The sequence below is a fragment of the Nostoc sp. MG11 genome (assembly GCF_014904695.1).
Taxonomy (GTDB): Bacteria; Cyanobacteriota; Cyanobacteriia; order Cyanobacteriales; family Nostocaceae; genus Komarekiella.
Genome location: NZ_JACXXN010000024.1, coordinates 1 through 14,376 on the forward strand (window position 1 = coordinate 1; position 14,376 = coordinate 14,376).

The 14,376-nt window shown below is 41.7% G+C and carries 12 protein-coding genes and 1 pseudogene; 7 read left to right on the plus strand and 6 right to left on the minus strand.

Annotation, left to right across the window (positions count from 1 at the left end):
• From HCR01_RS25110 to HCR01_RS25125, 4 genes and pseudogenes are all read right to left on the minus strand, one after another.
• Positions 1 to 416 (minus strand): annotated as a pseudogene (locus tag HCR01_RS25110) (PBS lyase); the annotation flags it as partial.
• Between the two features lie 81 nt (positions 417 to 497).
• The gene (locus HCR01_RS25115) at positions 498 to 788 is read right to left on the minus strand and encodes a hypothetical protein (protein ID WP_193198804.1); all 291 of its coding nucleotides are present in this window, start codon (positions 786 to 788) and stop codon (positions 498 to 500) included.
• A gap of 247 nt (positions 789 to 1,035) precedes the next feature.
• Entirely contained in the window at positions 1,036 to 1,422 is a 387-nt protein-coding gene (locus HCR01_RS25120) for an endonuclease domain-containing protein (protein WP_193198805.1), read from the minus strand.
• Between the two features lie 212 nt (positions 1,423 to 1,634).
• Positions 1,635 to 2,111 carry a hypothetical protein gene (locus HCR01_RS25125; protein WP_193198881.1) on the minus strand — a complete coding sequence of 159 codons (477 nt, stop codon included), beginning with the start codon at positions 2,109 to 2,111 and terminating at the stop codon, positions 1,635 to 1,637.
• Between the two features lie 171 nt (positions 2,112 to 2,282).
• Here HCR01_RS25125 and HCR01_RS25130 point away from each other — a divergent pair, with 171 nt between their 5' ends.
• The 4 genes from HCR01_RS25130 (at position 2,283) to cobA (ending at position 7,020) form a co-directional block, all read left to right on the plus strand.
• The gene (locus tag HCR01_RS25130; protein ID WP_193198806.1) at positions 2,283 to 3,239 is read left to right on the plus strand and encodes a homogentisate phytyltransferase; all 957 of its coding nucleotides are present in this window, start codon (positions 2,283 to 2,285) and stop codon (positions 3,237 to 3,239) included.
• Positions 3,240 to 3,243: 4 nt separating this feature from the next.
• Entirely contained in the window at positions 3,244 to 3,717 is a 474-nt protein-coding gene (locus HCR01_RS25135) for a tetratricopeptide repeat protein (RefSeq protein ID WP_193198807.1), read from the plus strand.
• A gap of 338 nt (positions 3,718 to 4,055) precedes the next feature.
• Positions 4,056 to 5,285, plus strand: coding sequence for a tetratricopeptide repeat protein (locus tag HCR01_RS25140; RefSeq protein ID WP_193198808.1), 1,230 nt, complete (start codon positions 4,056 to 4,058; stop codon positions 5,283 to 5,285).
• Between the two features lie 76 nt (positions 5,286 to 5,361).
• Positions 5,362 to 7,020 (plus strand): uroporphyrinogen-III C-methyltransferase, encoded by a 1,659-nt coding sequence (gene cobA, locus HCR01_RS25145; protein WP_193198809.1) that lies wholly within the window; start codon positions 5,362 to 5,364, stop codon positions 7,018 to 7,020.
• 386 nt (positions 7,021 to 7,406) lie between these two features.
• Here cobA and HCR01_RS25150 read toward each other — a convergent pair whose 3' ends face one another.
• Positions 7,407 to 8,483 (minus strand): M4 family metallopeptidase, encoded by a 1,077-nt coding sequence (locus tag HCR01_RS25150; protein ID WP_193198810.1) that lies wholly within the window; start codon positions 8,481 to 8,483, stop codon positions 7,407 to 7,409.
• A gap of 473 nt (positions 8,484 to 8,956) precedes the next feature.
• On the minus strand, positions 8,957 to 9,673 hold the full coding sequence (locus HCR01_RS25155; RefSeq protein ID WP_193198811.1) for a class I SAM-dependent methyltransferase: 717 nt from the start codon (positions 9,671 to 9,673) through the stop codon (positions 8,957 to 8,959).
• A 900-nt stretch (positions 9,674 to 10,573) separates the two neighbouring features.
• Here HCR01_RS25155 and HCR01_RS25160 point away from each other — a divergent pair.
• The 3 genes from HCR01_RS25160 to HCR01_RS25170 all read left to right on the plus strand — a co-directional run bounded on the left by HCR01_RS25160 (position 10,574) and on the right by HCR01_RS25170 (position 14,127).
• Positions 10,574 to 11,806, plus strand: a complete 1,233-nt coding sequence (locus HCR01_RS25160) for a sedoheptulose 7-phosphate cyclase (RefSeq protein WP_193198812.1) — start codon at positions 10,574 to 10,576, stop codon at positions 11,804 to 11,806.
• A 4-nt stretch (positions 11,807 to 11,810) separates the two neighbouring features.
• Positions 11,811 to 12,644 (plus strand): O-methyltransferase, encoded by an 834-nt coding sequence (locus tag HCR01_RS25165; protein WP_193198813.1) that lies wholly within the window; start codon positions 11,811 to 11,813, stop codon positions 12,642 to 12,644.
• A gap of 85 nt (positions 12,645 to 12,729) precedes the next feature.
• Positions 12,730 to 14,127 (plus strand): ATP-grasp domain-containing protein, encoded by a 1,398-nt coding sequence (locus HCR01_RS25170; RefSeq protein WP_193198814.1) that lies wholly within the window; start codon positions 12,730 to 12,732, stop codon positions 14,125 to 14,127.
• Positions 14,128 to 14,376: the final 249 nt, after the last annotated feature.

Here is a 14,376-nt window from a genome sequence, read left to right on the forward strand (position 1 = left end):
ACGTTGGCGTCCACCTTTTCATCCTTGAGGAAATTGAGGATGTCAGGGATGTAGTTAGCCGCCGCTTGTCCCAGGTTGCCCAATGCCACTGCCGCACTGCCACGAACGTTGGCGTCCACCTTTTCATCCTTGAGGATTTTGGCAGCTTTTTGAGCAATATCCTCTGGTTTTTTGCCCACGGCTTTTAAATCTTTCAGATCAGATTCAACTAATTGCTTGAGAGCATATCCCTTAACTTGGTCGTGTCCATCATCAAGAGCTGCTGATATACCGTTAATCTGCCAAGCTTGGAGTTTGGGTTTGGGAGTTTCTTTGGCGCTTACCCATGTTAGAGAGAGGAGGAAGGTCAGGAGTAGGGTGAAACAGAAAAGGAAAAAGAGCGAAAGCTTGCTGGTGTGGCGGGGTATGGTGAGCATAATTCGGGGCAAGACGGCAGATTACACGCGGTTATGGGTATAATAACAACCTTGCAATTCCTAATTCCTGATTGAGAGTCTTTAATACTGGTGGGCGAGTATTAAAGACTCATTAATGAAATTCTGATATTCATCGACAAAGCTCTGATATTCATTGACGAATCTCTGATATTCATCGACAAAGCTCTGATATTCATTGACGAAGTTCTGAGGTTCATTCACGAAGCTCTGATATTCATTGACGAAGTTCTGAGGTTCATTCACGAAGCTCTGATATTCATCGACGAAGTTCTGAGGTTCATCGGCGAAGCTCTGACGTTCAGCGATGATGCTTTGAGGTTCATCGGCGAAGCTTTGAGGTTCATTGACCAAAATATACATCTCGTTTTGCAAATCGGGAGACTCTCAATATGATTCGGTTAAGGTGCATAGTCATTGGAGATCCCCCTAAATCCCCCTTAAGAAGGGGGACTTTAAGAAGTTTTACCCGTTCGTTTTTTGAGATCCCCCTAAATCCCCCTTAAGAAGGGGGACTTTAAGAAGTTTTACCCGTTCGTTTTTTGAGATCCCCCTAAATACCCCTTAAGAAGGAGGACTTCAATTCCGGTTCCCCCCTTTTTTAAGGGGGGTTAGGGGGGATCAAACGCTGTATCTGCTCACACACACTATCAAAGTGATTTAAAACTTGACTATTTGTAAACCTAATAATCTTTAAACCATAGCCTTCCAAAATGTTTGTTCTCTCTAGATCATAATCTTGACCTTCATCTGTAAAATGGCTATCCCCATCAACTTCAATCACTGTTTTTAAAGTAGGACAGTAGAAATCAACTATGAAATGATTAATCGGTCGTTGTCTTAAAACCCGATATTGGAAATTTCTCAAATATTCATGCCACAGCTTTTTTTCTGCTGGGGTCATATTTTTACGAAGTTCTTTTGCTCTTTCTACAAGCTTTGGATTGTAAGGTAGATAGAGATTGCTGCTATTGAGTTTGTTTGTCATAGTTTCTGGTAGTTATGCCCCCTACCCAATACTGCGTGGGTTTTGGTGCATAGTCATTGGAGATCCTCCCTAACCCCCCTTAAAAAGGGGGGAACCGGAGTCAAAGTCAGCTTTTTTAAGGGGGGAACTAAAATCAAAGTCCCCCTTTTTAAGGGGGATTTAGGGGGATCTCAAAGTATTTGCTACATCACTAAAGGCTTTTAAAAAATCCTTTAAGAATCGACAGCAGCTTTAGCAGGTTTACTTTTAATAGCTTTAAAACGTTCGCCTAATTGTTCAGCAATAGTTTTTAACCCTGGAGTTTTCTTAGCAGCTGTCTTGACGTAATCATAAACTGTTAGACTGCTGCCCATTGCTTCGCTACCGACTGCCATTAAGGTATCATCTACTTGTTCTGTAAGTTGTCGCAGTCCAATCAACAGTTCGGTGAGGTTAGCGGCTAGTTGATAATCCCGGACAAACTCATCTAAATCAAAGCTGGCTGGTAAAATGTCTCGGTTAGATTGGGCAGCAATCAGGCTAGTGTTGACAAAAGCTAGTCTTTTATCGCCCATCTTAAATAAGTTACGTCGTTCTTCTGCACTCAGGGTAACGAGAAAAGGCATCTTTGCTTGGATAGTCGCAAAGGCTGCTTTGATTTCTTGGATATCTGCTGGAGAAAGGGAGGCAGTGATATTTTGGTAAGCCATTGGATATTTACTCTGGTAAATCTGTTTGTTATGATTCCCACTGGTAAAGGCGATCGCACAAGTGACAGAACATGTAGAGACGTTGCAATGCAAGATCTCTACTCTGATTAATGACAAAATTCTGTGACAATGATTAACAGTCAGCCGGAATACTGTGAATCCAAGCTACTCATGAGCCAGAGTTCTAAAAACAGCCTTCTCCTACCTAAACCTGTTCAATCATCTTTCCATTGGCTTTATGCTTTTTGGAAGTTTTCTCGCCCACACACGATTATTGGTACAAGTCTGAGTGTATTGGGTTTATATTTAATTGCCATTGCTGTATCCTCGACTGGGTTTTCTGGGATTCCACTAAGTCGAGTTTTGGGCGCGTGGATTGCTTGTTTGTGTGGCAATGTCTACATTGTGGGGCTGAATCAATTAGAAGATGTTGAAATTGACAAGATTAATAAGCCTCATTTACCACTAGCATCTGGAGAGTTTTCGCGCCGGACTGGGCAATTAATTGTTGCTTCTGCTGGTATTTTAGCGCTCATTGTGGCGTGGCTTACTGGGCCTTTTTTGTTGGGAATGGTGGCTATTAGTTTGGCGATTGGTACTGCTTATTCTTTGCCACCAATTCGTTTGAAACAGTTTCCTTTTTGGGCGGCGTTATGTATTTTTTCTGTGCGCGGAACGATTGTTAATTTAGGGTTGTATTTGCACTATAGCTGGGTGTTAAAACAATGCCAATCAATTCCACTTGTGGTGTGGGTGCTGACGCTTTTTATTTTGGTGTTTACGTTTGCGATCGCTATCTTTAAAGATATCCCAGATATGGAAGGCGATCGCCTCTACAATATCTCTACTTTTACTATTCAACTCGGTTCCCAAGCTGTGTTTAATCTCGCTCTTTGGGTGATAACTGTCTGCTATTTGGGGATGATTTTGGTTGGTGTGTTAAATGTTCCTGCGGTTAATCCAATATTCTTGGTAATTACTCATTTAGTGTTGCTAGTTTTGATGTGGTTACGGAGTATGGGTGTAGACTTGCAAGATAAAGGTGCGATCGCGCAATTCTATCAATTCATTTGGAAACTCTTTTTTATCGAATATCTGATTTTCCCTATTGCCTGTCTTTTGGCTTAAGACAATGCTAGAAAACTTTTCAACCACTTCTGCTATTGCTGCGATCGTCGTTATTTTTAGTCTAACAATCCTAGGATATTTCGCTTGGAAAACCTTAATTATTTCTGACTTTTTTCAAAAAGGAGTCAATCTTTATCAAGCAGAAGATTATCAAGGCGCAGAAGCAGCTTTTCGCAAAGTTATTTCGCTCAACTCTACCAATGATGTGGTTCGTTTGCTTTTGGGAGATGTTTTAAATCAGCAAGGTCAAGTACAGGAAGCAACAGAATTATTGCGAGAAGTGATTCGCCGCAGTCCTAAAAATGCTGATGCTTATTTGCGTCTAGCGAATGTTCTAATGCAGCAAGAACAAAAAGAAGAAGCTAAAATTAATCTGCTACAAGCTAAAGATTTATTGCAAAAACAGCGTCAACCTGAAAAAGCTGAGAGAATTAGTAATCTGTTAGATAGAATCAGTGCTAAGTCAAGTGAATTGTAAAGTGTGTCCCACTAATCTGGTTACTGATCAACATTCTAGTTAAACAATCCTACCTTCTAGAAATCGGATTTTATGGAAGCCCGATTTCTAGGAATAAAGAATTAGCCGTTAATAAAGGCGTCAAGTTCGTAGTGAGCGATAAATCGCTCTCTATAAGGATTATTAGGACTAAAGTCCTTACTACAAACTCTAATTTATTTATGCCTAGCTACTTAAAAAAATCAGTGTGATATTCTTAGTATCTAGTTACGAAATCGCGTTTGGAGAAATTGAAGATTAGATGAAAGCAAGCTTAGAAAAACTAAGCATGTAAACCAAATGTAGGTGTTTTAGTAAAAATGCTAAAAACAAAAAATCTGCTGACTGCGGCTATTATCGGCTTATGTTTGATAGAGGCGAATACTGCCTTCGGTAGAGATGTTAGCGTTGGGTTATCAAAAGTCCAAGACTTGTCTCAGGCGATCGCCTATGACAACAAAAACGCAATTGCTAATTTCGAGCAAGGAATCAATCTCTACAAACAAGGAGATTTAAAAGGAGCAGAGGCGGCTTTTAGGAAAGCAATTGAACTAGAACCCAACTTTTCAGAAGCTTATACTGCTTTAGGAAATACTGTCGATGATCAAGGCAAGCCACAAGAAGCGATCGCTATTTACAAAAAAGCCATTGAACTCAATCCCAAAGCCCCTGGAGCATATTTTAATTTGGGTTTGACTTTGGCAAGGCTGAATCAATTAGAACCAGCGATCGCTGCGTATAAAAAAACCCTGAGTCTTGATCCTAAATATGCAAAAGCTCACTATAACTTGGGTAACGCTCTCTACGATCAAGGAAAGTTAACAGAAGCGATTGCCGCATATACAGAAGTTTTACGTCTCGAACCCAATTATGTCCCGACTTACACACGTTTAGGAAATGCTCTGTACGATCAAGGCAAATTACAAGAAGCGATCGCTCAGTACAAAAAATCCATTAGCCTCGATCCCAAGTATGCAAGCGCTCACTACAACTTAGGAAACGCTTTGTATGCACAAGGTAAGCAAGCAGAAGCAATGGCCGAATATACAGAAGCCATTCGCCTGGAACCGAAAAATCCAGTAGGTTATAACGCCTTGGGAAACGCTTTTTACGCTCAAGGCAAGTTACAAGAAGCGATCGCCCAATATCAAAAAGCTATTAGCTTCGATCCCAACTATGTAGACGCTCGTTATAATTTAGCCAGCGTTTTCTACGCACAAGGCAAGCTGACAGAGACAATCGCCGAGTATACAGAAGTGATTCGCCTCAAGCCAAGACATGCAGAAGCTTATACAGGCTTAGGAAATGCTATCGATGATCAAGGCAAACCACAAGAAGCGATCGCACATTACAAAAAAGCCATCAGCCTTGCACCCGACTTTGCACTCGCTTACTATAATTTGGGCATCACTCTGGGAAGAGAACAACAAGTAGATGAAGCGATCGTCAACCTCAAAAAAGCTAGGCAATTATTCCAAGCTCAGGGAAACAAGGAAATGGTTGAGCAAGTTGATGAGCTATTCCCAAAAATTAACAACCAAACTAATTAAGTGGGGACTGGGGAGTACAAGCGGAATGAATACTGACTCTTGACTCTTGACCCTTGACTCCTAACATATTTCAATCATGACTCAAGAAAGGGGCAAAGTTTACCTTGTTGGTGCTGGACTTGGAGATGTAGCGTACCTGACAGTAAAGGCTAATGAACTCTTAGCTATTGCTCAGGTATTGGTCTACGATGCCCTAGTAGATGCCCAATTATTACAGTGCGTACCGCCTGATTGTCTGAAATTGGATGTTGGCAAACGCGGGGGAAAACCCAGCACACCGCAAGTTGAGATTAACAAGTTACTAGTAGAGTATTGTCAGCAAGGAAAACAAGTTATACGGCTCAAGTCAGGCGATCCGTTCATTTTTGGGCGCTGTACTTCCGAAATAGAGGCGTTGAAAGCTTCTGGTTGTGATTTTGAAGTAGTACCAGGAATTTCTTCAGTCCTTGCAGCACCGTTGCTTGCAGGAATTCCCCTCACAGATCCGGTTTTAAGTCGCTGTTTTGCAGTGTTTACAGCCCATGAACCAGATACTTTAGATTGGGAGGCGTTGTCACGGTTAGAGACATTGGTAATTTTGATGGGAGGGCGACATCTGCCGGAGATTATAAATCAACTGGTGCGGCATGGGCGATCGCCTGATACACCCATTGCTATCATCCGTTGGGCAGGAACTCCTAATCAACAAATTTGGACAGCTCAACTAAATAATATTCTGGAACAAACCACCGGATTATCACTCTCCCCAGTAGTAATTGTGATTGGCGAAGTTGTTGGGTTACGCAAGTACTTACAACCTGAGAAAATATATTTAAACGAAATTACTAGGCAGGAACCTAGTGAAAGGAATTCTCAGGTAGAACCTGGGAATGAAAGTACTCCCACACCCCCAGCTATGTCAACTAATCTCCCCCCCTCCCCTTCTCCTCCCCTTGCTGGCAAAACTATTCTGGTGACACGTTCAGTCGGACAATCGAGTCAATTTAGCGATCGCCTCATCGCATCAGGCGCAAAAGTCATTGAAATGCCTACTTTAGAAATTGGCCCGCCTTCTAGTTGGGAAGCGTTGGATGATGCGATCGCTCATTTATCTGCCTTCAACTGGCTAATTCTCACTTCTACCAATGGCGTAGACTACTTTTTTGAAAGGCTAACTACACAGGGTAAAGATGCTCGTGCTTTGACTGGTGTCAAAATTGCCGTTGTTGGTGAGAAAACAGCCCAACGCCTCAAGCAACACTGTATCCAAGCAGATTTTATTCCCTCCAACTTTGTCGCCGATTCTTTAGTAGAAAACTTCCCAGAGCAATTACTTGGTAAAAAAGTTTTATTTCCCAGAGTTGAAAGTGGTGGACGAGAAATTTTAGTTAAGGAATTAACTGCTAAGGGCGCAGAGGTAATAGAAATTGCCGCATATGAATCGCGCTGTCCTAGTAATATGCCACCTGCGGCTGAGTTAGCTATTCAAAATCACACAGTCGATGTAATTACTTTTGCTAGTTCCAAAACTGTACAATTTTTCTGTCAACTAACAGCAAATAAATTATCACAAAACTCTGATGGCAATCATTCATCTGTGGTGAAAAATTATTTAGATGGAGTTTGTATTGCCTCTATCGGCCCGCAAACCTCTAAAACTTGTCATACCTTATTCGGCCGCGTGGATGTAGAAGCTGAAGAATATACCTTAGATGGGTTAACCCAAGCACTGATAACATGGGCAACTAATTTGTAGTTCATCCAAAAAATTGTGTATTAACCACATTTATGAGTGCTGAAGTGCGGTAGCGGAGCGTTTAGCCTGTGCTGATACCGTTTTACTTTAAGGTTGATACACATGAGCAAGCTGGAGGAGTAATTTGTATCAATAATTTCGTGAACTGGTATGAGTGGGAGAGTGGAGGAGGTAGTTTGAGGTTCTGAGCTAGATGAATCAGTTTTTGAGACCACCGAAATGAGTAGACCTCTTGCATAAATGCTTAAATTGTCATGTTGAGCGGAGCGAAACATCTCGGAGATTCCTCCCTCCACTACGTTCTGGTCAGAATGACACTAATAATTTTCGGACTTTTGCAAGAAGTCTAGTATCTATACTCTCCCCTATTCCTCCTACTTCCTACCCTACAAAACTCCTACCTGTTTCCAAGCATTTTCCACAGCTTTCTGCTCAATACAGCCATTACCGTAGAGTTCTCCAGCAACTTTGATAGTTGTGTTGGCAGCTTTTTTAAAATCTGCTTTGGCACGCAGGCGATCGCGTAAACTTATATACCATATTGTGCCAGCTTTTTCCCAAGCGTAACCGCCAATCTCGATAGCTGCTAAATAAAAGGCATAGTTGGGAATACCTGAGTTGATATGTACCCCAGCGTTATCTTCCTCACCAGTGTACTTGTCTTTCATATATGCAGGTTGGGGATCTTTGCCTAGCACAGCATCATCATACGCTGTTCCAGGTGCTTTCAGTGACCGGATGCCAATACCTTTGACATCTGGCATTAAAAGATTCTCACCGATCACCCAGTCTGCTTCTTGTGCTGTCTGATGTTTTGCTTTCTGCTTTACCAGGGAACCAAAGACATCAGAAAACGACTCATTCAATGCTCCCGGTTCACCATAATACAGTAGACCTGCTTCATGCTGAGTTATACCATGAGCTAACTCATGCCCAATCACATCAATGCATTTAGTGAAGCGTTGGAACAGTTCTTGGTCTCCATCACCATAAACCATCTGGTCGCCATTCCAAAAGGCGTTGTCATAATTGACACCATAATGCACAGTAGAATCTAAACGCAGACCCTTATCATCAATAGAATTACGCTCAAATAACTCATAAAACATGTCATAAGTAGCACCAGCAGCGTCGTAAGCTTCATTTACTGCTTCATCAGTGCTAGGAGGATCTCCCTCGCCACGCACTAGAATACCAGGGAGTTCCTGACCATTTTTAGCATCGTAGATGGTGCGACGTTTTTCACCGGTAGAGGGCGCAAACGATATATTACCTACTATATTTCGTCGTCCGCGAACCTGTGCCGATACATTTAATGTTTGAAAAGCCCAACTACGCTGCTGAGGAGTGCCATTGACGGCGACATTCTCCAGCATGTGCGGCGGGACGATACAACATATGGGGCATCTAGTGTAGAGTGGATGCTCACAGTTAGACTTAGCTGATTTCTTTTTTCGAGTCATCCAAGATATTCTCCTTTTAAAACTAAGTGATAGCAAGTAAATTCAACAATATTGTTGAACAAAGTAGAAAAATGAATACTAACCAATACTTTTTGGTTAAAGGGGAAAGCTTCAAGGGAAAGTATCAAGATATCAATGGCATATCCTTGCTTTGTCTTGTTGCAGCTTTTTTCTACTTTGTATTTTCCGACAGTGCTCTAGAGAATGGACAGTACCCTCACGGGTTACTTTAGATCTGGAAACATTGCATAAAAACATTAGCCAAGCTTAAATAACGCAAGTTTTAGTCAAAATCCTTGCGTTAGCTAGCAAGACCTCTTTCACAGACCCAATGGGTTTATATAATAGTTCTTGTCTAGAAAAATTGTGTAAATTGTTACATTTTATTGCTGAAAACTATCAGCGCTTGGGGAATTCCTCCTTCCCTCTTCCTTCTGACTTCGGTTGAAAATGTGGGTATGTATCTCAAGTTTTCACAGCCAACCCCCAAATACAGCCAAACCGTAATACTTCCAAGGTACTGCTATTGTCTTAAAGCCAGATTTGCTCAACATTTGCAAATGAGCATCCAAGGTAGCTAGCTGATCTTGACTTGAATAACCTTGTGTGACGCTAGTACCACGTTTAGCATTAATCTCTGCCAAATTAGTTCCCTGTTGCTTTGCCCAATCCTCTCGCGCTGCTTTGTAAATTTCTGTTAAGAGAGGTGATTCTGGCAAGATAGGATCTGCATTCCAAAAACAACCACTTTGACTAAGGCTAGTAGCAATTCGTTGAAATAACTTTAACTTCATCTCGTCTTGGAGATGGTGAATTGCTAAAGATGATACACAGGCATCAAATTCGCTATCAATCTGCAATCCTTCTGGATTATTTGCCCACTCGCCAAAGTCTACTTGGATTCCAGTCCACTGTTTTTGATATCCTGCTGCTGTGATTTTGTTTTGAGCAAATTCCAGCATTCGGGGTGAATAATCTAAAGCAATTATTTGAGCATCTGGCCAACGGTTGAGTATCTTCAAACTGAGTTCACCTGTACCGCAGCCTAATTCTAAAATGCGACTATTTGTGGTATGCAGACACCGCGTAATTACCTCCAGCATCTCGTCATATTGAGGTAATAGTTGGCGAATACCAATATCAAAATCAGCAGTGTTGGCAAATACTTCACCGGGAAATGGCTGTTGCATAAGAATTTACAGCGTTAGACACATCATCAATCTTAATGATGCCTCATTATCGATGTACGCATTTACTCGAATCTGAGTACATAATGTTATGATTCGTATTGTTTTATGTTATGATTTGTATTGTTGTTCTAATTTACTGGCCAGTAAATTATCTACTAGTTCAAGCTTAAATAGCCTGAATTTAGAACAACAAAGCCAATACGACCGTTCTTTAAATATTTTTCCATGCAATCTCTCCTTAAAATGGAGTTGTACCAAGTTTTACCATTAGCAACTCTGAATAAATATAAATTCTGAGTTTTCATAAGTTCCTGACGTTAGTATTTTTAATACTGAGCAGTAACTTGACTGAAAAAACTGAAATTGTACTGTTATTCGGAGTCAAACAGACTGTAGCAAGTTTAACGATATAAGGTTCGAGACTAATGCTAAAAAACAGCGAACTGAAGGTGAATCAGGGCTGTAATCTTAAATGGAAGCCTGGTGTAAATCAACAATCTGAACAGTTTTTTATGATACAAATTTTAAAGAGTCGAACAGTGGCGGAGCCATTGTAGATTAAATAGTGAAATTAATCTAAATTCAGGTTAATTTCTTAAGGTCGATAATCCTGGAAGGTTGCAAGTATCTATAGCAAGATATTGCTAATGGGATTAGTAGACTGGATTATGAGGCGATCGCGAATCAGCGGTTAACTTAAAGAATTTACCTAAAGTAAGTGATGTTAAGTAACATTACCTGCCAGTAATATGAGTGAGCTTTTTTAGTCAAAGCTCATTTTAAGATGCTTTGAGTCTAGAGCAATAAAGAGCATCCTTCGTTATTGGGCTGCATTATGGTAAATCTGAAATATTGTCTTGAATTCTCATAAGTTTTTCAGTTGTATCAAGGTCAACAGCAATGAATAATGTCCAAGCGTCGTTTGAAGCAACGGAATCTTCATTTCACGTAGAAGGTTACGAAAAAATTGAGTTTAGTCTTGTCTATGTGAACGGTGCATTTGATATCGATAACAGGGAAATTGCCGACAGCTACGAGAAATTCGGGCGCTGTCTCACTGTGATTGATGCCAATGTAAATAGACTATATGGAACGCAAATCAAGTCATATTTTAGACACTATGGCATTGATCTGACTGTATTGCCTATCACCATTACTGAGCCAGCTAAAACTCTTGCAACCTTTGAGAAAATTGTTGATGCTTTTTCTGACTTTGGCTTAATTCGTAAGGAACCAGTTTTAGTTGTGGGTGGTGGTTTAATCACTGATGTAGCTGGGTTTGCTTGCGCGGCTTACCGTCGTAAGAGCAATTACATTCGCGTTCCGACTACATTGATTGGCTTAATTGACGCAGGTGTGGCGATTAAGGTAGCAGTTAATCATCGCAAGTTGAAAAATCGCTTGGGAGCGTATCATGCTCCTTTGAAAGTTATCCTAGATTTCTCCTTCTTGAAAACCTTACCAACGGCTCAAGTTCGCAACGGGATGGCGGAGTTAGTCAAAATTGCTGTAGTCTCTAATTCTGAAGTCTTTGACCTGCTGGATGAATATGGCGAAGAACTGCTGTATACTCACTTTGGGCATGTGAATAGCACTAACGAACTCAAAGCGATCGCTCATAAAGTCAACTACGAAGCAATCAAGACGATGTTGGAGTTAGAAACTCCGAACTTGCATGAATTAGACCTTGATCGCGTCATTGCTTACGGTCACACCTGGAGTCCTACCTTAGAATTAGCTCCGATGGTGCCCCTGTATCATGGTCATGCTGTCAATATAGACATGGCTTTCTCTGCAACCATTGCTGCTAAACGTGGTTATATCACAACTGGAGAACGCGATCGCATCCTCAGTTTGATGAGTCGTATAGGTTTATCAATCGATCATCCTTTACTAGATGGCGATTTGCTATGGTATGCCACCCAGTCTATAAGCTTGACACGAGATGGCAAACTACGCGCAGCCATGCCGCGACCAATTGGTGAATGCTTCTTTGTCAACGATCTCACCCGTGAAGAACTAGATGCAGCCTTAGCTGAGCACAAACGTCTGTGTGCTACATATCCCCGTGGTGGTGATGGGATTGATGCTTACATTGAAACCCAAGAAGAATCCAAACTCTTGGGAGTCTGAAGACATGACTAGCATTTTAAGACCAGACACCGCTAGACCCATAACACCACATAGCATCCTTGTGGCGCAGCTACAAAATACCCTCCGAATGGCAGAGCAAGGCAATGTTTCCTTAGAGATATTGACTTCTCTAAGGCAGGGGTTGCAATTAGCGGCAGGTTTAGATCCATACTTAGATGATTGCACCACCCCCGAATCAGATGCATTGACAGCACTAGCGCAAAAGACTAGCAAAGAAGACTGGAGCAAACGCTTCAGCGATGGTGAAACAGTGCGTCAACTAGAGCAGGAAATGCTCTCAGGACATCTTGAGGGACAGACATTAAAGATGTTTGTGCATATCACCAAGGCTAAGCGCATCTTAGAAGTGGGAATGTTCACAGGATACTCAGCTTTAGCGATGGCGGAGGCATTACCAAGCGATGGAAAACTCATTGCTTGCGAAGTAGACTCTTATGTTGCCGAATTTGCTCAAGCTTGCTTTAGTGAGTCTCCCCACGGCAATAAGATTGTTGTAGAGGTAGCACCTGCCCTACAGACACTCCATCAGCTGGCGGCCCAAAAAGAATCATTTGATCTGATCTTCATTGATGCCGATAAAAAGGAGTATGTAGAGTACTTCCAGATCATATTGGATACTCAGTTACTAGCTCCTGATGGGTTAATCTGCGTAGATAATACTTTATTACAAGGAGAAGTTTACCTACCGTCTGAACAACGCACTGCCAACGGCGAGGCGATCGCTCAATTTAACCGCGTTGTCGCCACAGATACCCGTGTAGAGCAAGTTCTCTTACCCATACGAGATGGTATAACCCTGATTAGACGCGTGGCGTAGTGACTGAGAACTAGCAACACGCGGTAGGGACACAACAATGTTGTGTCCCTACGAAAGATTCGTATTTTGCGCGAAGGAAAAACTTATGGCACAATCGATTCCCTTATCTTTGCCTCAACCTACAACGCCATCAATGATTGTGAAGGCAAAAATAGTAGCTTTATTCAAAACTCTCGGTACTTTAGCACTATTACTCTTAGCCTTGCCGCTCAATGCTTTTGTCGTGTTGGTATCTTTGCTGTGGGGAATTGTGCGTAAGCCGTTCGCAAAAAAAATTACCGTAGCTGCTCACTCTCAGAATATCTTAGTGAGTGGCGCTAAAATGACCAAAGCATTACAACTTGCTCGCTCTTTTCACGCAGCAGCTCACAGAGTTATTCTGATTGAAGGTCATAAATACTGGTTATCTGGGCATAGATTCTCAAATGCGGTGAGTCGTTTTTATACAGTACCAGCACCACAAGACGACCCAGAAGGCTACACCAAGGCTTTATTGGAAATCGTCAAAAAGGAGAAAATTGATGTTTATGTACCTGTATGCAGCCCTGTAGCCAGTTACTACGATTCGTTGGCAAAGCCTGTACTATCAGAATACTGTGAGGTTTTCCACTTCGATGCAGATATAACTGCAATGCTGGATGACAAATTTGCCTTTACTGATCAGGCGCGATCGCTTGGTTTATCTGTCCCTAAATCTTTTAAAATTACAGATCCAGAACAAATTATTAACTTCGATTTTAGTCAAGAAACCCGCAAATATATAGTTAAAAGTATTTCTTACGACTCAGTTCGCCGCTTGAACTTAACCAAACTTCCTTGTGATACTCCAGAAGAAACAGCAGCGTTTGTGAGGAGTTTACCTATTAGTCCAGAAAAACCTTGGATTATGCAAGAGTTTATTCCTGGTAAAGAATTATGCACCCATAGTACCGTGCGAGATGGAGAGTTAAGATTACATTGCTGCTCAAACTCTTCTGCATTTCAAATCAACTATGAAAATGTGGAAAATCCTCAAATCCGGCAATGGGTACAACACTTCGTCAAAAGTCTGAGACTGACTGGACAAGTATCTTTTGACTTTATCCAAGCTGAAGACGGTACAGTCTACGCCATTGAATGTAATCCCCGCACACATTCGGCAATCACAATGTTCTACAATCACCCTGGTGTCGCAGAAGCCTATTTGGGTAAAACTCCCTTAGCTGCACCTCTAGAACCCTTGGCTGATAGCAAGCCTACTTACTGGCTATATCACGAAATTTGGCGACTGACTGGTATTCGTTCGTGGAAACAATTGCAAACATGGTTTAAAAACTTAGTGCGAGGTACAGATGCCATCTATCGCATGGATGATCCTATACCATTTTTAACTTTGCACCATTGGCAGATTACTTTACTTTTGCTACAAAATCTGCAAAAGCTCAAAGGCTGGGTAAAGATTGACTTTAATATCGGCAAACTAGTGGAATTAGGCGGTGATTAAGTAATTCATAATTTATAATTCTAGGACTTACGCACTGAAGCCTGAAACCTAGATCCCCCCTAGCCCACGCCAGTCGCTCCACTTGGGGAGACCCCATCGCATGATTGCGTCTCCCCTTCTCTACGAGACGCTACGCGAAGGGAGAAAACCGCGCTGGCTCCCCTTAAAAAGGGAGGAACTTCTAAAGCCCCCTTTTTAAGGGGGTTGGGGGATCTGAATGCGTAAGTCCTGAATTCATAATTCATAATT